Genomic DNA, 19,744 nt, shown 5'->3' with positions numbered 1-19,744 from the left:
GAGGCTTAACCGAAAACTGCTTTGAGGATGGCATGCAGCGCACGCTTATCGTCAGCACCAGCACGGTTACCGATTTGCAGGTCGAATGAGAGTTGCAGAGCTTCAGGCATTTGGGCCTGTTTCATCAGCAAGAAACGTTCAACCCAGGCAATCAATGAGCGTGTAGAACAGGTAACAGACAAGCGAGTATCAGGCGATACAGTGGGTACGTTGATGGTAGAGCCACCAGCGGGCTGATTAAAATCACCAGCGATATCACTGCCGACAAACAACTTGCGGATCATATTAGCGAGTTCAACAAACTTACCTGCGAGAGTTTCATCAGAAACAAACTTCTGGATTAACGAGGTTTCAACGTCTTTCGGCATGTAGTTAGCGTTGATGAACATGTAGCGATCGAGGTTCGCAACGTTCAACACCTTGACACCACCGTAGACACCCGTTAAATCACCCTGACCAATGGAGTTGGCAGTAGCGACGAAACGGAAGTTAGGATGCTTTTTAATCACTTCATTGGTTTCAGGAATAACAAGATTCCCACCTTCCAAAATAGCGTTAAAAGCGTTAGCACAACTTGGGTCAAGTTGGTCGTATTCATCCAGAAGGAAGATAAGGCCAAACTTGTAAGCCAGTGCTAGAGGACCATAAAGGAAGTCTGTACGGGTATCGCCGGTCATTTGATCACAAACGAGACGAAGACCACCAACAAGACTATTAATGTCCAAATCCTGTGAAGCCGTTGTTTTCATAAGAGGCCAGTTCAGTCGTGCAGCAACTTGCTCGACAATACTGGTTTTACCGCAACCTGTAGGACCAGAAATCCAAAGCGACTGACCCTGAGGGTAATTAATCCACATCAAGACAGAAGAGCGCAGGGACGGTTCAAACACGTAATTATTGTTTCGAGCAGGAATAGCCGCACTAAATGCGTTATCCGGAGCGAAACCGGCATACGGTTTAACTTTACCCTTCATATGGTCTGGAATGACAACGCCGAACAACTCCGGAGAGATAGCAACGTTACGAACCAAAGCGTCTGAAGATAAAGCAGTATTAAAAGTAGTCATGAAAGTAACCTCATAGATTTATATAGATTTAAAATATTTAGGGGATTTAAAAAGTGAAGAGTCGTCGAATTAAGCAGCTGGGGAACAGCAAACCAGATTGGAATGCGTGTACCGGCTACTCATTTGCCCTTGTTCACAGACAATCGACTTAGGTGCATAGGTGGCATACGCTTTGATACCACGCTCAGCAAGCGCGGAGATCAGGGTAGGCATAAAGTATGTTTTGGCATAAACCAAAACACCTTCAGCTTGGTGACGGGAACACAGCAGCAAAGCGATATCTGCAAGGTCGTCGGCACGTTGTTGCATTAACGAAACGGTAGGGCAGTCATTGAACGAAAGCTTTTCACGAATAACTTGTGAAACGTTACGATCAATATCAATAACACCCATTTCGCGTTGTGCGTCGGATGCTTTGTATGCAGTCAGATTAACGATGAACATGGAGAGACTCCTGAAATTAATAGAATTTATAAAGTTAATTGCTCGCAAGAAAAGGAGCGGGATTTAAGGTATTGCAAAGTTCCAGTAGAGTGACTGGAGGCACTTATAGTTCTCAGCATGAGAACGAAACACCGTTTTCGACGCATAAAAAAACCCGCTGCTTAAAAAGCAACGGGCTATCGAATTTGGTACAGATATGCGTGTGCCGTGTGAATGAGAGTTAACGCATTCAAGGGGGCGATATGGCCGAAATTAGGTGTTTAGGGGCGAGATGCCAGAAGTTAGGCGGTGTGTACCGCACCGCTACAATAATCAATTGAGCGTCTCGGGTCAACAAGAAAAAACCCGACCGAAGTCGGGTTGGTGAGAGTTAAAACATCAACAAGGCGCTATCTGCAACATCAACCAATCCATCACCTTCAGCAACAATAGGCTTAATGGCTTCAGGCGGAATATAAACACTGTCCTCTGGGGAAGCTTCATATTCATACACTGTCAAGTTGGAGCGCAGAGAGTCCTGAGTTACACAGTCCGGATATTGTTCGGCAGAAGCATTAAGACGCTCTGCGATCATTTTCCAGTTAGTGCGACCTTTGACTTTACTTTCCAGGTAGCGAAAACCGAATCCGTCGATACGGACAGGGTCGGTGCTTTTAAAACCCAAACCAGTAGCCAGGCCTTGAATAGACGCTTTAAGCGTTTCTTCAAGATTAGACAGCTGGGTCTTCATGGCCTCAAATTCAGCTTCTTTGTTGCGGACATTCGCGACTTGACGGCGGATATCAGCAATGCGAGCAGAGAGATCATCAGGAACAGTAAACTCACTGGTTTGAGCCAATATATCAGCATCAGAGACCAGCAGGATGTCTTGCTGTTTATCAAATGCCGGAGCAACCTTATCATTTAAACTTTCCCAGAAAGCTTTACATGCAGCAAACAAGCGGCTGAAAGCGACCTGGTTAGGTTTGATAAGGAAAATCTTCGGCTGATCTTTAGCGGACCAAAAAACGAGATAAGCTTGTGGGGCACCTGTTACGAATAACTGGTGCTGAACCTGCCAGAAGTAATACTTAAACTCTGGCGAAGCTGAACCTTGTTCAAGTATGGCTAAATGTTTTTTCTCAGAGAGATTCTTGATTTCCAAAACAGAACGGTCATCGAGCTGTCCATCAAGCGAAGCTATCATGAACGGGTACTTGGCATGTCGAACGCAAAAAGGTGAAGCAATTTGCCCCAACTCATTTTCACAGTACGACCGCGCAAGCGCTTCGAGTTTGTTACCGGCATCTACCTGCTTTATTGCAGAGAGATCTTCAGAGGCAAGCAAGCCCGCATACTGGAGGTACAACTTGTAAGGCGTTTTCATAGCACCAGGCGCACCCATAAGAATAGGGGAGCATGTTGCCGTAACACCAGTTCTACGCCATTTGAGCCACTCAGGAGTTCCTTGTTCAATATCGACAATTTCACAGATTGAATCAGACATACGATCACCATTAATAAATTTATAAAATTAAAAAACCGGCAAAATTGCCGGTTATGTTTTATGCCGCTTTAGCCGTTGAAATCAGGTCACACAGCATCTCTTTGAGACCTTTGTGTTTAACGGAATTCAAGGCCGATTCAAGTTCGTCGAATTGACCGGACTGAAGAGCTTGAGAGTAAAGCAGTTGCATGGAGCTAGTTTCAGCTTCAACAGAAGAAACCCACTGAATAGCACTGGCTTTAAACTCACTGTCAGCGAGACGATTAACAAAGTTATTTACGATCCCAAAATCACACATATGAACAGACTCAGAAACTTTCGTGCTGAGTAAATCACGGCGTGACTGTTCCAGTTGACGTTTTGCGTAAGCCAGTTCGCTGTCATTGAAAGAAAAAGCATCTTTCAGTTCGGCGAGCATGGTTTCGTAAGCCAGCGTTTTTTCAGCGCGGATAACGAGTTTGGCAATACGTTTGAAACTGCTTTGACGAACACCTGGAATGTCAGACATCGGAACTTGAAGTTCTTCAGGCTGAGTACCACCAGCAGTAGGTTCCGATTGAACATCAACGGGAGCAGACTGAGGTTCCGGCGTGACAGGCTGAGATGCCTGCTCAACGGGCTGAGCCGATTGTTCAGGAGCAGCGGCGTCATCACGAGCAACAACTTCACCTTCAATTACACTGTCATCGGCAGCATTAGCCTGAGATGTAGCAACGTCATTGTTAGCGGCATGAGCAGCTTGACGTTGAGCCATTTCAGCAGCAGCGGCTTCGACAGGGACATGAGCGGAAGATTTGAACCCTTCTTCACCGTAGGTATTAAGATAATCAATCACTGCGCTGATTCGAGTTCGGTTGCCTGGGATTAAATGAACAGTTTGTTTAAGGGCGGATTTAAGAACCATTTTCCAAGGGAAGTTAGTCCACGGGGAGGAGGCTCTTTTATCTACTTTTTTCCAGGATTCAGAAACTGCACGAGCAGCTGCCAAATCCTCAACAGTTACGAAGTAAACGAGGTTACGTCCATCACGCATGAGAAAGTCCACATAGACACCACGGAAGTTACCGCGAGCGCCTAAGGAGCCTTTATCAGTCACTGTCAGAATCAAATCACCTTTGCTAGCAAAGGGGTCAAACTCATGAATAGGACTGTTACGTCGGCCTTGTGGTTTAAATACAGCGTCTTTCTCAAACACCAATTCAGCAACAATGTCCTGGCAGAGCCCTTCATCTGTAGCCATTTTGATCAGGCCGAGATAAGAGACATCCAAGATCACTCGGTTGTTTCGCGGAACCAAATAGGCGAGTTTCTGCGAAGGGTCGAGTGTCAAACCAGAACTGGCTAACTGTAAAAACGCGGTCTCGAAAGAACGCGGGTTAGTTAACGCAATTCCAGTGAGATAGTCACTGTTGTTAATGATGTGCTTAGCAAACACACACTCTCTTTGGAAAGAGATATGTGGGTGCATTGCAGCTTGTTCAAACTGACTTCCAAGAGTCATCATATGACGGGTCACGGTGTCTACTCTGACTGTGATGTCAGTGCTGGCTCTTTTCGCGTTATTGTTGTCATAAGCGCGGCGGTTGCTGTTCGAATAAGACATGGTAATACCTCTTTAATAGATTTAAATAGAATTTTTTCCGTAATACAGACATGAAAAAGCCACTCAAAGAGTGGCATTTCAAAGTGGTCAATTAACCACGCATATCCGTATAGCTACCATTTACGATCGCGGCGCGAGCAGCAAGTAGCTGGTGCGTCGAACTTGTTGGATTAACAAACGAACGTGGTTGAGGTGCAGTTTTAGTTTCTTTCGAGACAGGAACGGCAGCTTCAACAGGCAGGGTATTTACGGCTCTTTTAGCTTTGGCATTAGCAAGTGCAGCTTGATAGGTTTCACGGAATTTCTTGCCGACAGATTTAACATCGTCGTCAGTCATTTTCTGCCAAACCAACTCGGCATCTAAACGTTTCTGCATTTCTGGAGAACGAGTAGGTTGCTGAGGCTGTATTGCGGGTGTTACAGGTTCAACGTAGGACTGAGGTTTTGCTTCATTGATTCGAGTATCGACAACCAGGTTGGTTGCAATATCGTGTACATAGAAAACATGAAACTCAGTTCGATGAGTATCAACGCCATCTTTCACAAAGCGAGTAGAACGAGCAACAGCTTCGATAGAGATCTCAGAGTCTTTCTTGATGGTTTCGTTGAGGAAGTCCGCAACGTTACCGAAAGCCTTCATAGAGTAGAACTCAGTAACTTTCTGTTTATTGATCGTCATTTCACAACCTAAGCGGAAAAAGATAACTGAATCTTTACCGTTACGGGCTGGGGTATAACGAGGATCAATGGCAACAGTACCTTTAGCTTTAGAGAACATAATTAGTACCTCAATTAATAGATTTAAATGATTTAAAAGATTTAGATGATTTATGGCCGAGAGAGGCCAGTCGCATGAATTGGAAAACCAATAGGCAGACAGAAGTTAGGAAGTTTTAAATACAAGGAAGTTAAGGGTAAAGCATTGACCAGTAGGATGACTGGACGCATTGATATTCCTCAGCGTGAGGAAAAACACCGGTTCGACGCACAGCAAAAAGCCCGAAGCCATAGGGCACCGGGCTGTCGAATTCTGTTTTGTAGGCATGAAAAAGCCGTGAGAATGAATGCGGGACTCATTCGTAGAGGCGCTGGTGGCCGAAATTAGGTGTTTTGGTTAAGGGCTATTGCCGGAAGTTATGCGAGTTCATCGCCAGAACAGAGTAAGCGATAGTGGAGGTGGGGTCAATCAATAGGCGAAAAAAAAACCCAGCATAGGCTGGGTTTCGTGGGAAATTAGAGGTGATTATGCATATGCACAAGGCAACGCAAATGCGAGATCAGAAGACAACGATTCAACCGATTGTACGACTCGGAGATAGAATGCTGTTTTTCTGATAGAGGTCAATGAGAGACGTTCGCAGTCTTCAACAAGGTCTTTGACCTTGAAAAAGTCCGTATGATGGCTGATGCCGAGGGCAACCTTGGCTTTAATGACAAGTAATTCACCTTCAACATTAGCAATGAAAGCACAGGCACCAATAGGTGTTGTGACATTCAACATGTACTCTGAGTAGTAGTCTGCATCATCCTGTTCTGAACGATAAGGTACATCGTCACATGAAGAACAAACCTCAGCATTACAATTATGAAAACCACAATGGTCACAGTTAATTGAAAAGCGTTGATTAATTGAACCGTCACAAGTCTCGTAATGTCGATGAGAACATGTAGCACCACATTCAGTGCAGACATCCTCATACTCGTCATCATTAAGTTGCATACCGCCTGGTTCAATTGTATTTCCGTATACTATGGTCATAGCAAACCTCAAAAATTAATAGATTTAAAAGAGTTAAAAGCCCAGAAACTGGGCTTATTTAGGAAAGGTAAGCGAATATCAGCTAACAACTTCCATGATCCAAAGACCACGACGTTTATCAGTAGAAAGGTCACGATAACCAGTCACCGTACCATTGCGATCAAGAACCTGAGCCTTACTAGTGCGTACTTCTGAGTCTTTCCAGAAAACGACAGTGTCACCAATTTGAGCACCAGAATTTTTGACTGCATCTTTAAGACCAATTGCCCAAACTTTGTTTTGACCTTCAATTTCAACATAGAAGGACATATCGTTTGCACGATCGTGTTTCCAGTGAGCCATACCAAAAGAAACCAACTTACCTTCGTGCTCGGTGGTAACCGTGCGAGAAGGACGTTTAGCTCCTGAGGCAGGGCATTCATCGTGATCGTCAGACTCATCAAGTTCGTCATCTTTAGAAGAGAAACTAGACATGATTTGGGCAGCCATAACAACAGCAGACAGTGTCAGACAACCACATGCGACGATTAAAGGAATGGTGGATTGTACAAATCCGGTCGTGAAAAGATAAAAAGCAATACCCGCTGGCAGAACGAACGAAACGTTCTTAGGACGCCAGAACAGCGAAAGGAACATGCCAATATAAACAAAGCCTTGCAATTCGAAAGAAGTCATCATATTCACCATCAATTTATATGCGAAGTCCGGCCACAGAGAAACATCCTGAAACGTGAGGATTCATTAGATGTAAACAAAGCGAAAGACATCGTTAAAAAAACGAAGTCCGGGCACAGACAAAACGCGGGAGTTAAAAAGAAGAGGAAGTTAACAATTTTTTTGGTTTGGATTGAGAGCCAAAAATACCCTTAGTAAAGGGCCACAAGTTGACCTGTTAAGTTCGAAGAACAAGAACAAGTCAGAGATGCTCATGCCAATGACAGGCGTGCAAAACCCGTGAGGTAAGCCGGTTTGGCTACCTGGGGGTGGCGGTATGTTCACGCCTAAGTTACGGGTTCACGTTGGAAGTTGTGCTGAGAAGAGAGTGAGCCATCAGCTAGGCCGTAAAAGAAGCCTACTTCAGAAAATCAGTCAGATCAAGAACTGTTTTTCTTCCGCGAAACGCTGGCCTTTTCCCATGACTTGACCGTTTTCATATGACTAAATAGTCAGGCTTAAATGCGACTAATGTGAGGATAAATCATGGCAACTACAGAGAAGGCAAAAGTGACTGATAACGTAAAGCAGGATAAAAACAAACGGAACAACCGCGTTAACCGTACACGCAATAACGAGCCCGCGCAAAACAAAGGGCAGGGTCCAGCACGCGAGCGTCGTGAATACTCCAATCCGGAAATCACGGTACCGTTCCAGCTGCAAACGCAAGAAGGTATTCGCATGCAGCAGCGGCATTACAACCTAATGTCCAAAGCGTTGTTCAATCTGACCATTAACAGTACCAACCTGGAACGCCTTGGCGTAAAAGGGGCTATTGAGCGCACGAAGAAAGCCGTGGGTGAAGTTCTGGCAGGACCAGAGAAAGAGATTAGCTCTGGCATTACTGCGCTGAATAAAGTGCTTGAAAAAGCCACATCCGCAGGGACGTCTCGTATCGAGGAAGTCTCCTATACTGCTCCACGCGATTACAATATTCGTGTGCGAACACCAGATGCTATGCGTGTTGTGCGATTGTTCCGTGAATTTGACGTGCTGATCACTTTGCTTGATCGCCTGTGGTTGAATAACCTGTTTAATCAGGATGAAGTTGACGACTATAAAACCCGTCTGCGCGATAGTATTCGCAATATGGTCAATCTCCTCGACCGTCATGCCTCTGCCACCGTTGAAGAGCTGAACGATAACAACGGCAAGAATGCAGATGCGGCTAGCGGCGCGACCAATGAACAAACTGAAACCGTCGAACAAAAAGGTGATAGCCCGGCTGAGCCGTAACCCCCTCTCAACACGATCCCCTCACAAAGGCAGGCCACCCACCTGCCTTTTACATTCTCTCTATTTAGCATCATGCTCAATAAAAATTATGTTGAAGCCCATAGATTTTTAGTTGACCGCCCATATCTTCTAATAACTCGAATTGCTCGATAGAAATTTGAGTTATCAGTTTTTTCCCTATTAGTATCTCTAGCATTCGTTGTAGTTTGGGTCTTCCTATTCTTAGTGACTTTTGGATCTCACCAAAAGAAAACGATTTATTAATCGAAATATAGTCAACGACCATTTTTAAATGTTCGAGGTCGTAAGGTTGAATCTCATTAGAATCAGATTTGACGGGAGGGATGTCTATTACGGCATATTCATCAAGAGTAACGTCCAAGATGGATTGGTCGCTTAAAAGATATTTCAAGGTCGCTTCTGTGGCAGGTTTGAAAAGAATTTCTTCAAGATTTTGGCCATTTATTGAAAACAGACGCAGTGAAAAAACAAACGCTATTAGCTCTGTGACTTTATAATTATCATCCAAACAATCTTTCTCATGCATCACGATAATATTGTTACAAATTTTGGTATCACAGTAGTCTACAAATTCAAAATATCGTTCCCTTTTGACAGGGTGGTGAAAAGTATCGTCAAGAGCATCAGGTGAAAAGCTTGTAAATTCAACATGAATTAGAGGCTCATGAATGGTGGACTCATACTGATTAGTACCTTTACCACTTAAAGATATAGTAAAGGTAAGATAACCGATTGGGCATTTTGTTTTTGGTTTTTTTATAAGCTCAAAAGATATACATATAGTATTCGTTAAGTATCCATTATCAATGTCATGATAAGACACACCTGCCTCAGTTCTCACGAACTGATCGCCTGACTTATTAAGGTAATCAATAAATTGGTTCTGTATTAGAAAGACAAGCCTTTCAACCTCAGAACTGACGCGTTCAAATGACTCCAGAAATTCAGAAAAATGAAATGCGGATACTCTTGTGTTATCAATCATTACAACCTCCATTCGATGTCGAATTTATCACCGCATTCCACTTTAAAATTTAATAATTTCAATGATAATTTCTTAATGTTGTTTTCTAGAAACTGAAAGTTAGAGAACCCTTTGAAAGGGGCAGTGTTAAACATGGATAGCATTTGATGGACATCTTGAAAAAAAGAAGATGTTCTCATGTCGTGACACAATTGCGTTGATAGCATTGTAGAAAATTCATTCCACGTTATAGCTTTCCAGTTCTTGTTCTTGTGGCTTTTGAACTGATTGAATTTACTAGAGTTATTGGATAGGTATATCAATCTGGTGTTTGTTGGGTCAGCCTCTCCAAATGCAGCCCATTGGTCTTCTAATTGGTTTTCACCGTAATAATAACTTAGCCACTTCACCTCCAGAATAAATGTTTTCTTTTCATCTTTAGCAAACAGAAAAGAGAAAATAGCATCTGGTTCAACATGGCTTCTATGCTTTAGTTTATATGATTTAGGCCAAAGCTCTATACTCATCGACAATGGCACTCTGTAGTCATCTTCGGCACTTAATGAATTGAATAGATTGAATATATCCATTGAATTGAAGTATTTCATTGCGCCAAAAATTGTGGATGTTACTTCATCTTCACGAGGGATATTTGACTTAACAGACTCTGAGAGGGCGTATGCCTCTCTAGAAAACCAGCGCTTGGATTTTTTCTTAATTACCGCTTCAATCATATCTCACCTGTAAATCCATTATAGGTTTTAATGATAAAAATATAATACATTTTCTCTTTAACTTAAACGATCAAAAAAGCCCACTCTGTTTTATGTGTGGGCTGGGAATTACTATTTTTAGGTCATATCGTCCGGCAGCAATCCATCCATTGATAAATCATGTACGTCGAGTCCTGCCCTTTCCCGGTAGGGTAGCGATACATGCCGCCTTGCCACTGATACGGGGATTCACCGACTTCATGGCCTTCCTTAGTTTCCGGAGTTGGGCTGAACATGTTCAATTTGTATTGCTGCTTCGGAAGGGTTGGGTAGATCTTCGACCGACAAACTGTGTCATTCCCCATCGTTCGGTAGGCTAAACCACGACGGTGCTCTACGGCGAGCTCACGAATACCGGCCAGGCTGGTTGTGCGTGGGGTATCCATACTGCGGACAGAGCCAGTTAAGGGGTATTGACCACCCCAAGAGCCTGCACACCACCAGAGTGAATCCATTGGCTGCTTACCAGCAAATTGTGCGGCAGCTTCCAGCGCACACGCTTGTTGAGCCACGACATTCGCAACCGCCGCTGATTCAGGATTCTGGAAGAATGCCAACGCAGTGTTGTTCCAAGTTGGGTCAATTTCGGAGAAACTGACCACGTCAAAGTCGCTATATGGGTCAGCAGTACATTGCCCCGGCAAATACAAGTCAAGCATACGCAGCAACGGCAGGGCGTACATATGAGCATTGTAGAAGCTGATGGAGAACTTGTGACGGCGCTCATCATCACCACCGTCTGTTTGGATCCCATACTGAAGATTGTTTCCTAGATTCAGGTTAACACCCCCCAGCGATGACATGCACCCCGGCGTGCGAGTCAGTTCGATGATTTTTCGGGGCTCCCACATCGCGGTCAGTACACCAGGGTGATACACGCCCAGTCCGTCCTGACAAGCACATGCCATACCAGTGGCCGCGTTATCAGGCACCTTGCCGGATGGTCCCATTGTGATCCCCGCTACTTTGATCGGGAAAATACAACTCCAGCAGACGTCCGTGAACAATTTGAATGAGAGTAATTGGTTATCACGGCAAACTTCGTTTACCGCTGGCGCTGTTTCAGCTGTTTTGTCAGCCAGCGCATTACCTGCAAAACATAATGATACAGCCGTGGCCGCAATCAGGTGCAAGCTGAATGATTTCAATTTCGCGTGTAGGGTTTTCATTTTGCTACCTTCTGAGCGTAGTTGGCTTCAGGGTACTCATTGATGATGAACACCTTCTTATCGGCAGTGACGATACTGGGCACCGCTTCAATCCCAAATCGCTCGGACATACCTGGCTGGATCATGTAAAGGCGGGCTTTTTCACCATAATGTTGCGCGGCATCTTTAAACGTATCCCAACCATCACCGTAAACGTTCGTGGTGATCAGGATAGGGTTGATACCAGGCTCTGTGCTTTCGTATTCTTGACGCGCAATGGCACGCTGCCACGGTACGCTGGCATCAAACACAATCAGTTTCTGACCGAAGGGGATAACATCCAGCGGGTTAACTTTCCCTTTCTTAGCGACCACAACCCCTTCCGGCGTTACGATGTCTTGCGGGATGATCACAGTCGGGTCAATCGTATGAGTCGCCCGTTTCAAAACGGTCGGGAATGCTTCAAATCCCTGACGTTGACGCGGCCAATAATTGTTTAAAGCATCTTTTTTCATTTGGTCAAAGTCGAGGTTTTTTACCCCTTCTTCAATCATGTCGAGCAAGCTGCGTTCAACGACTTCTTTCGTCGGACCTGCGGTACCCAGTTTTCCGGTTTTATCCTTCAGGAAGTCGATATTCGAGATACCGGAGACACTCGCAACAAATTCGCCGTCTTTCTCATGGATGATGGTTGGCACAGCGGTAACGGCATTGTCCTTGAAAATAATCGGATCCAGATTAACCGTCACTTCTGCGCCAGAGTCGAGCACCAGCTGTTGCCAGCGAGTGAGTTCGTCCATTAACTTCGCTTTATCTGTAACGCCACGGATAACCAGAGAGACATCCCTGCGGCCATTGTAATCGGCCATCATGTCTTTAATCTCCTTATCAGATAGTGATGCTGAAACTAATACATAGTAAAAGTCACCCGCCATTTTGTTTTGTTTACCGTCCGCGACATCAGCTTCTGCAATCGCACCCGTGACAGCGTCACTTATCATTTCATTATCAGTGCGTGATTCAGGCATTTTTCGTAGCATTTCGCGGTTATTTTCGCGCGCCAACTTTGCATTCGCTTCTTCTTCTTTTTGTTGTTCTCTTGCGACGCGGATAAGGCTGTCGATATCGGCTTTCTCATTATCCGTCACATCAGCAGGGCGAGAGGGCAGCTCGCTATCCTGGAAGGCACTTACTGGCCGAGAGGGTAAATCTGTTACTGGCTGCGGTGCGGCACTGACAGAAAAGGCCATGCTACCGAGCACGGCCAATGCAATAAGCGATTTGCGAAACGTAGCTACTTTTTGTTGGATTACCATATCGCGTAGGCCCTTCCTATAATTTGTGATTCTGGCAACGTCCCCCAGTAGCGAGAGTCGAAGCTGAGTTTGGTTCGTCCCATCAGCCAGATACGACCTTCAGGGATAACGCCGTTGCGAGTGAGTTCTTGTGGGGAGTGACCCGACTCTGCGGCAAGTGCGAGACCTTCACCGACCATCGAACCATTTACCGTGGTCTCTTCATCATTCACAGTGATTGCATCCCCACTGACCCCATCTACCATTTTGATCCCTTTCCCTGATTCGCCCATGTATTTCGAACTGAAAGCAAAGGTAGTGCCTTTTACGGGCGTGGTATCGTGCTTATCGACCAGGTAAATACGGTAGGGTGGTAAACACTGGTTGTTCTGAGGATCAATACCAATTTCAAAACGATGCAACACGTAATAACTGGATGGGGCAGAGACAGCACCCACCAGCAGCATCAGCAAAGCATGTTTTTTCCACGGGCGCTTTTGCTTATAGACCTTCTTCCAAAGAGACTTCGCTGTGTCCTTGACCACGGTACCCCCGGTTAGTTGGCTGACGGTGAAACAGTTTGCGGGATCTGCATATGCGCCGGGTATTTATATAAAGCCGACTCATTTATAACCATGTAGCCTGCCTTCGCCATTGCCTCTGCGCGTGCGTGAACTAGTTTTACTTGAGGGTCACTGAGAACCTTTCCGTTTGCGCCGGTATAACTGACCACGGCAATGTAGTCAGTTGGTGCAGCAGGAGGGACAAACCGCCCATAAAGGGCGGCTCCCAGGAATCCGCAGAGTAATGAAACGGCTGCGGTCTTAATCATGCGGCTTTACCTCTTTGTCGCTCTTCAAGAATGGAGTTGATGGCATCCTGTGTGGACAAGCCTTGTGCTTTCCGTTTTCGGATCGCAGCTACATCGTCCGGCGCTGTGGAGTACAACAGCATCGAGAAAGGATCCACAATCAACCGACTAATCCCCTGGCCGGATTTGGAGATAACGTAAATCTCTGAGTAAATACCTCGGCTCGAACGCACCGTTTTCAAGAAGCGGTACCCTGCATCATCCAGTGCTAAGCGCTGGTGGTGTTGAGCTTCGTTCACCGCAGATTCACTCTGACCAAGTAACAGCATAAACGCAGAGTTGTCGGCGATAGATTTTCCGACGCTATCTTTGTAAATATCGTTAATGGATTGCGTGATCGTGATGGCCGCACCGTTGTATTTACGGAACCGGCGATAGCCTTTCTCAATGAATGCGCCGATGTTTCCTTTAAGCAATGCCCAAGCTTCGTCGATAACCACGATTTTCATCTGGCCGCGATCACCCATGAACATGTCTTGCTGGATTTGGTAAATCAGCTGCAACAGTACAACCTGCTTCAGGTGCTCAGAGCTTTCCAAGCGCGACAGTTCCAGAACCGTAAACGGGTTACGGAAGTCGATGTTGTTTTTGCCCACAAAGTACTTGCCGTACTGACCACGGCTGGTGAATGGGTACAATTGGTGACCCAGACGTTTGATGTCATTCTCTTCATCCGACAGCAGCGATTCCGCCACCATATCAACTGTGGTTTCCTTACCATGCTTGCGAACGAGAATGGCAACGTGCTCTTTCAAACGAGCTTCTTCGAAGTCGTTCAGGCCTGCTTTAGGCGCAGCCATGACAGAGAGAAGTCCGATGATCAGATCCTCTTCGCCACCATCTTCGTTGTCCGGATTTTCACCGAAGTAGTCTTCAATCAGTTCAAAGAAGTTGAGGCAGGGCTTCTTATCAGGGTGGAAGTCGAGATAGTCCCCGTTGTAGGTCTCACAAATATTTTTGTACGAATCACCCACATCGATACACCAAACCTTCGCCCCCAGACTGCGATAAGCAGTAATTAGGTAGTTGGTTAAGAACGACTTGCCAGAGCCGGACTCCGCCGCAATACAGGCGTTGTAGTTTGTATCTGAGTCGAAAAGGTCGAGCATCTGCACTTGGCCGGAGCGGGAAGTCAGCATTAGAGCTGGATTGCTGGTACCTTGCCAGTCGGCGTAAAGAGGAGAAATAACCAAGGCTTCGCTCAATGCCAGCGTGCGGTAACGTCCCATTGATTTTTCTGCGCCTGCTTCGTTGAACATTGGCAGGGAGGAAAGGAAAATAGGGGCAACAAAGTAACTATCAGGGATCATCTTGAACTGATAGGTGTTGAGGTAGCTGGCCGCTTCCTGGCTCGCACGGAATACTCCGTCTTTGGAGTTGGAGAAGATGGTGACGGTAAACTTGGCCTTACAGATTGGTTCACCGTTATCCAGTTTGTCGCTTAGTAGGTCATACCCTTCACGAATAGTCTTCAGTGAGGGGATCCACTTCACCATTGGTCCATCGGTTTGTTGCACAATCCAGTTACGTTTCTGCGTGAACTTGGTCTTCGCGTTTTGCTGATCGAAGAAAATCATGCTCATGGACAGGATGCAGGACGACTTAATGCCGGTCGCGCCACTCATCATGTCACCGAGGAAGTATTGCGCCTGCCCAGGGAAGAACCGCTTAGGTAATTTCTTGGCACTTAATGTCCGTATAAACGTGGTACCGGTTTGTCGCTCACCACGCTGATTTTCGTCTTCTGGACTACCGAAGGCGCAGTATTTGTTGCGGATGAAGAACTCACGATCAGGGTCAACAAGCTGCTCCGAGATCATCAAATCATCCTGCACTTGCAACGGATTACGGTCACGCCAAGATGCCGTTTCGCCTTGGTTTAAAATGGCAGACAGCACGTCGATATAACGGTCGCGCGTTAGGGTGGCAGGGCACAGGCCGGTGATCCCCAGCGTCGTATCGAACGTGTTACGGAATTCAGAAATCAGGTTGAATTCCTCTTCGCGAAGGTCGTATTCATTCTTCACTGGCACCTTAACTGTGATCAGCAATAGGCAGTTGCGTACACGGGTTCCCGTTCCCTTCATGGGGAAGTCGGTGCTGTGAAGCAGGAACTTAGAACGGTTGTAGATTGCGTCACGCAACACTTCGTCTTCGCAATCCATGCGCAGAACGTCCATCTGATTAATTTTGCCAACGATATTCGGGCTGGCAATCAAGTCGAACTGCACAATGGTTTTCGCCGGGAAGTTGGACGACAGCAACGTTTGTAATTGCTGCATCTCTTTTCCGCTAGTACCGGACAGCGGACGGCAAAGGAAGCCGAATCCGATGTACTTGTTGTCACACAGAAAAATATGGTTCTGCTCATCGTATGCCCGAACAGGGCACACATCAGAGAAGCGTCGAATTGATTTCAAACGCTGTACGATAATGGACTCGCTCATCTTAACCCCACAGAAAGAAGAACTTATTGACCAGCCAGGAAGGCTTTGAGACCTTGTTTTGGTGCACCGATACTGAAAACACCGTCGTCACGAATAATGAATGGCACCATGCTCACACCCAACACCTGAGCGGTGATCGTGCGTCTCGCCAGTGCTTGTAAGTCGCAGTCTTTGACTTGGTCAAACTTGGTTTTCTCATGCGCAATGATTGCACGATCGGCACGATAGCGATCGGAGGCGCAGTACAGCTCTTTGTTGCGGATTTGACTTGGTTCGCCTAGGGCACCCAGTGAAAGCACGTTTACCGTGTACTCATGCGGGTCGAGATCGGCAAGTTGATTAAGGGCAGCGGCACAATGCGTGCAGTTCGGGTCGGTGAACAAAATGGCTTTTTTCGGCCCATTCCCCCAGACAGCCGGTTGCAGATCAGCGATGTTTAGCTTTAGCTCTTTAATCGGAATGATGCTGGCGTACTTGGTGATGTCGTCAATCGTGGTCAGGTCTTTCTTGGCCCAGGTGTCATACATGGTGCCTTTAAACAGGTAGCGACCATTTGATGACAGTAGATTGACCTTACCGTCAACCTCCAAAGCAATGATACCATTGGTTGGCACAACGAATCGCTTGACGTCCTTGCTGTCCTTTGGTGCATTCATGAAGGCTTTATTGTTAAACACGGTATCAGCGCTCACGTCAGCACCTGCAAAAGCAGAAGCGGCAAAGCTGGCGGACAAAATCAGGGATAATACTTTCTTACGTAGCTTCATTGGTGTGCTCCTGTGAATGAGGCTACATTTTCAACGGTGCGTAGGTTGATTGACAGCGAAAAGGCCAGCAAAACGAGGTAGAAAACGGGTTGGGAAGGGTTGGGCGCTTGGGATGTTTTTTTCAGAGGACAGAAAAAGGTAAGGCCGTTCGAGGGAGAACGGCCTTGCGCATGAATCCATTTACCAAAATGTCTGAGTGGGGTTATCCAACGCGGGGGTAAGTCATGCATTGAATGTCAGTATTGGCAAAATGCGGTATGGTTACCATGCGTCGATAATATTAATCTCAAACTCTATAAATAGCAATGAGACCCAGAACGAAAGAAAGCCGCGCTAGGCGGCTTTCATAATGCAACCGGCTGTATTTAAGGGGGAATATTAAATCATTCAGTTTGCATTAATTTCAGCGTCAGCATTATTTGTTAGGTGCTTGCGGACTAGACACCGCCGCTGGCGTGGTACTCATTGGGCGGATTGCCGCACTTCGGGTTGCGGCATGAGAGGCTCCAACTTCCCAACGACGCGGCTCAATCTCGGTGTACACGTAACCCGGCACGTTCAAGTCACCATCTGCGGACTCGTAGGGGTCAACCAGAACACGCATCACTTGCGCCTGAGTACGGATCGGCTGAGGGTTTGCCGTTGCAGCCGGTACCGGCACATAACGGCCACCCGTTGCTACGCCACCTGCACTAACGCTACTTGAGGTACCGTTTCGTTTCAGGTCCACAGGTTTACCCGACAGTTGCTGTTCCGACACTTCATCAATACGGTCTTGGTAGTCATCACCATCGGTCAGCTGATGGATGTCACGGATGTTCATACACGTCACCGCATTGGGCATCCCCTTACAGCCATATTCTGAATTACCATCCACCAGCGAACAGCCTGACAATGCAGCGAGACCCGCCGTAGCGACACAGATTATTAAAAGACGTTTTTTTCCACATAATTAGTTAGCCCCGTTGGAATTGAAAGTTGTTGGTGTTGCCTTGCCGTTAGGCTTGACGCGAGTAAATTTCAGTGTCACGCCTTTTTGAACGATAAAATCGACACTGCGGCCCGGATCGATTTCGATCACTGGGAACAGGTCACCCGCCATGTTCATGTAAAAATCAGCCAGGCGGTCTAACGCACCACCTACACCGGCAATGGCTGCACCTTGAAGCGCCTCACTGCTCATTACCTGCTCATAAGGTGTGTTATTTTTCTTACTGCTGTTGTTGTCACGCGTGACGTTGATGGTTGGAATGCTTTGAACACTGAACAAAGAGGATGCTGCTTGCAGGAAGCCCGCGGTCAGTGCTTTAGCCAGATACTGGCCTTGCTTGGTCACCAGACGACCACGCACACCAGCTTTGCCGTCTTCACCCACCGCATAGGCATCAATCGGTGATTCGAACACAGCACCGTCATCACGGATGCAGGTGATCACCTCAGAACGGAAGTAGCCTCGTTCAGACGACAGCTCACCAAAGCCAGCGGCCAACATGCCACACTCACGCACGTCAGCTCGGAAACGGTTAGGCAGAATGGCATCTTTCTTAATACGGATCAGCGCCGGGTATGGGTCTTTACGTGCGTTCTGTGATGTGGGTGCATCCATACCAGAAATAAACACACCGCTCAGGATTGAAGTCGCTGGGAGGTAAGTCTGGAAGGATGGGTCATCATCAGGGTCTGCGGCTGCAACCTCTTTAATGTCTTCATGCACAGAGACAATATCCGGAGTGGCAGGGGCGACTTTTTTGCCGTCCTTGCCCTTAGCATCCGTATCCAAGCCGAAGTCGGCCGGATTAGGTTGCTGGGAGTTCTCATACACACGCTGAAGGGTATCGTTGTTATTCAGTTCATCATGAACACTGTCTGGCGTTAACTTCTCCACACCTTGCTTGGCATCTTTGCCTCCATTATAGATGTCTTTTGAACGAACAGACTTAGTGTATGGCATAACAGTTGCTGCCGATTCGACGCGCTTTTTCAGTTTTTCCTGTTCAATGCGGTCAGATCTTTGCTGCTGCTCAATGGTGATCAGCCGTTTGTTGATCTCTTCCACGTTGAGGGACTTTTTTAAGTCCGTGATATTGGTGTTTTGCTTTTCAATGGACTCACCCAAAGCGCGCAGACGTGCAGCAATTGCGTTCTGGCTTACGCCCTGGGTATCGGAATCAGTCAGCACGCTGGAAATGATTTGCTCTGAAGGTCCCCGTGATGCTGGTTTTCGTGATTCAGGCATCAACATCAGTATGGACGGGATCAGCACCACCAACGTACCACCCCAAACAAAAAGGCGTTTCTTCTTGGCGTCCAGAGTTTCCCAGCGTTCTTTAATTTTACTCATCGTCGTATTACTCCGCTAATTTTGGACGGACAGAATCATCGACTTGCGCCTGCTGAGACTGATTGCGAATGACAAAGTACGCTTCAGTCTTTTGACCTGGTTGAAGCGTGTTACGACTCCACAGGCGCGCGCTGCGAGGTTAGGGTGAGTACACAGGGATTCATCTACCGTGATGGTAGATGCGCCGGTATTTTGGGCTACACCCACAATGACACTGAACTGACTGCCCTGGATGTACTGACCACCTGCGAAGCTGTATTTGATATCGTCCTGCGCAGTGCCTGTGCTGAAATTACAGTTCGGAACACTATTACCCCGACCTAAGCTACCCATTGCATAGCCCGGAGGGATATCACCCAGCGCGACTGCACGCAGAATGTTGCGGATAGTTTCGACGTAATTATCTTTCTGTTCCCATTTACGGGCTTTCGTTTCGTTACCGCCGTACATCACATTGCCTGCTGACTGCGTGTAAACAGACGCTGCTGGTGAATTACCCACTTTACGGGAGAGCATTAACGAGGCTTGTACGGGTGCTATCTTCTGAGGAACCAGAGATAAAGACAGTGCGACGCTTTCATCGCCTTTCTCGCTGATGTACAGCGCAACCGGATTGGTGGAGCTCGTGGACACGTAAATCACGTTACCTTGCACGCTCACCTTCACGTCAGACAATTGCAAACGTTGAACAGTCGGGCGCTCAAATGGGGTAACGATGCGGTTAAGCTGGCCGATTGAAATCGGGATCAGGGTATTTACGCCGGGCTCAACGATCAGGTCCTGACGAGAGGGAATGACATCATCCGTT

19 protein-coding genes are annotated in these 19,744 nt (G+C 46.7%); 1 reads left to right on the top strand and 18 read right to left on the bottom strand.

All coding sequences use genetic code 11. The features are described from left to right. Positions 1–5: 5 nt before the first annotated feature. From AYY17_RS04535 to AYY17_RS04500, 7 genes are all read right to left on the bottom strand, one after another. Positions 6–1,067, bottom strand: a complete 1,062-nt coding sequence (locus AYY17_RS04535; RefSeq protein ID WP_067421682.1) for an AAA family ATPase — start codon at positions 1,065–1,067, stop codon at positions 6–8. A gap of 69 nt (positions 1,068–1,136) precedes the next feature. Beyond that, the gene (locus AYY17_RS04530; protein WP_067421680.1) at positions 1,137–1,511 is read right to left on the bottom strand and encodes a hypothetical protein; all 375 of its coding nucleotides are present in this window, start codon (positions 1,509–1,511) and stop codon (positions 1,137–1,139) included. Between the two features lie 370 nt (positions 1,512–1,881). After that, positions 1,882–2,997: a lambda-exonuclease family protein gene (locus AYY17_RS04525; protein ID WP_067421678.1), complete on the bottom strand. Its 1,116-nt coding sequence runs from the start codon at positions 2,995–2,997 to the stop codon at positions 1,882–1,884. 58 nt (positions 2,998–3,055) lie between these two features. Beyond that, positions 3,056–4,600, bottom strand: coding sequence for a recombinase RecT (locus tag AYY17_RS04520; RefSeq protein WP_067421676.1), 1,545 nt, complete (start codon positions 4,598–4,600; stop codon positions 3,056–3,058). A 91-nt stretch (positions 4,601–4,691) separates the two neighbouring features. Then, positions 4,692–5,378, bottom strand: coding sequence for a single-stranded DNA-binding protein (locus AYY17_RS04515; protein WP_067421674.1), 687 nt, complete (start codon positions 5,376–5,378; stop codon positions 4,692–4,694). Between the two features lie 465 nt (positions 5,379–5,843). Continuing rightward, the gene (locus AYY17_RS21465) at positions 5,844–6,359 is read right to left on the bottom strand and encodes a hypothetical protein (protein WP_156656637.1); all 516 of its coding nucleotides are present in this window, start codon (positions 6,357–6,359) and stop codon (positions 5,844–5,846) included. 78 nt (positions 6,360–6,437) lie between these two features. Beyond that, positions 6,438–7,037, bottom strand: coding sequence for a hypothetical protein (locus AYY17_RS04500; protein WP_156656636.1), 600 nt, complete (start codon positions 7,035–7,037; stop codon positions 6,438–6,440). A 522-nt stretch (positions 7,038–7,559) separates the two neighbouring features. Here AYY17_RS04500 and AYY17_RS04495 point away from each other — a divergent pair. Continuing rightward, on the top strand, positions 7,560–8,309 hold the full coding sequence (locus AYY17_RS04495) for an AcaB family transcriptional regulator (protein WP_067421666.1): 750 nt from the start codon (positions 7,560–7,562) through the stop codon (positions 8,307–8,309). Between the two features lie 76 nt (positions 8,310–8,385). Here the strand turns inward: AYY17_RS04495 and AYY17_RS04490 are convergent, their stop codons facing one another. The 11 genes from AYY17_RS04490 to AYY17_RS22765 form a co-directional block, all read right to left on the bottom strand. Next, complete coding sequence (locus AYY17_RS04490) at positions 8,386–9,315, bottom strand: hypothetical protein (protein ID WP_067421664.1); 930 nt, start codon at positions 9,313–9,315, stop codon at positions 8,386–8,388. Continuing rightward, positions 9,315–10,028, bottom strand: a complete 714-nt coding sequence (locus AYY17_RS04485) for a hypothetical protein (protein WP_067421662.1) — start codon at positions 10,026–10,028, stop codon at positions 9,315–9,317. Before AYY17_RS04485 ends, AYY17_RS04490 begins: the two co-directional genes overlap by 1 nt. 122 nt (positions 10,029–10,150) lie before the next feature. Continuing rightward, positions 10,151–11,236 carry a TraU family protein gene (locus AYY17_RS04480; protein ID WP_082981276.1) on the bottom strand — a complete coding sequence of 362 codons (1,086 nt, stop codon included), beginning with the start codon at positions 11,234–11,236 and terminating at the stop codon, positions 10,151–10,153. Continuing rightward, positions 11,233–12,531, bottom strand: coding sequence for a TrbC family F-type conjugative pilus assembly protein (locus AYY17_RS04475; protein WP_175403197.1), 1,299 nt, complete (start codon positions 12,529–12,531; stop codon positions 11,233–11,235). The genes AYY17_RS04480 and AYY17_RS04475 overlap by 4 nt, the downstream gene beginning before the upstream one ends. Further along, a complete protein-coding gene (lepB, locus tag AYY17_RS04470) occupies positions 12,525–13,055 on the bottom strand; it encodes a signal peptidase I (protein WP_067421658.1) in 531 nt (176 codons plus the stop codon). Before lepB ends, AYY17_RS04475 begins: the two co-directional genes overlap by 7 nt. Positions 13,056–13,066: 11 nt before the next feature. Next, the gene (locus AYY17_RS04465) at positions 13,067–13,342 is read right to left on the bottom strand and encodes a hypothetical protein (RefSeq protein WP_067421656.1); all 276 of its coding nucleotides are present in this window, start codon (positions 13,340–13,342) and stop codon (positions 13,067–13,069) included. Then, on the bottom strand, positions 13,339–15,828 hold the full coding sequence (gene traC, locus AYY17_RS04460) for a type IV secretion system protein TraC (protein ID WP_067421653.1): 2,490 nt from the start codon (positions 15,826–15,828) through the stop codon (positions 13,339–13,341). Before traC ends, AYY17_RS04465 begins: the two co-directional genes overlap by 4 nt. A gap of 23 nt (positions 15,829–15,851) precedes the next feature. Then, positions 15,852–16,595, bottom strand: a complete 744-nt coding sequence (locus AYY17_RS04455) for a DsbC family protein (RefSeq protein WP_067421651.1) — start codon at positions 16,593–16,595, stop codon at positions 15,852–15,854. Between the two features lie 415 nt (positions 16,596–17,010). Beyond that, positions 17,011–17,520: a type IV conjugative transfer system lipoprotein TraV gene (gene traV / locus AYY17_RS04450; protein ID WP_268872999.1), complete on the bottom strand. Its 510-nt coding sequence runs from the start codon at positions 17,518–17,520 to the stop codon at positions 17,011–17,013. Positions 17,521–17,547: 27 nt separating this feature from the next. After that, on the bottom strand, positions 17,548–18,936 hold the full coding sequence (locus AYY17_RS04445; RefSeq protein ID WP_067421647.1) for a TraB/TrbI/VirB10 family type IV secretion system protein: 1,389 nt from the start codon (positions 18,934–18,936) through the stop codon (positions 17,548–17,550). A 15-nt stretch (positions 18,937–18,951) separates the two neighbouring features. Then, positions 18,952–19,569 (bottom strand): hypothetical protein, encoded by a 618-nt coding sequence (locus tag AYY17_RS22765; RefSeq protein ID WP_459562070.1) that lies wholly within the window; start codon positions 19,567–19,569, stop codon positions 18,952–18,954. Positions 19,570–19,744: the final 175 nt, after the last annotated feature.

Source organism: Morganella psychrotolerans, assembly GCF_001676055.1.
Taxonomy (GTDB): Bacteria; Pseudomonadota; Gammaproteobacteria; order Enterobacterales; family Enterobacteriaceae; genus Morganella; species Morganella psychrotolerans_B.
This window is presented reverse-complemented; position numbering and strand designations above follow the sequence as displayed.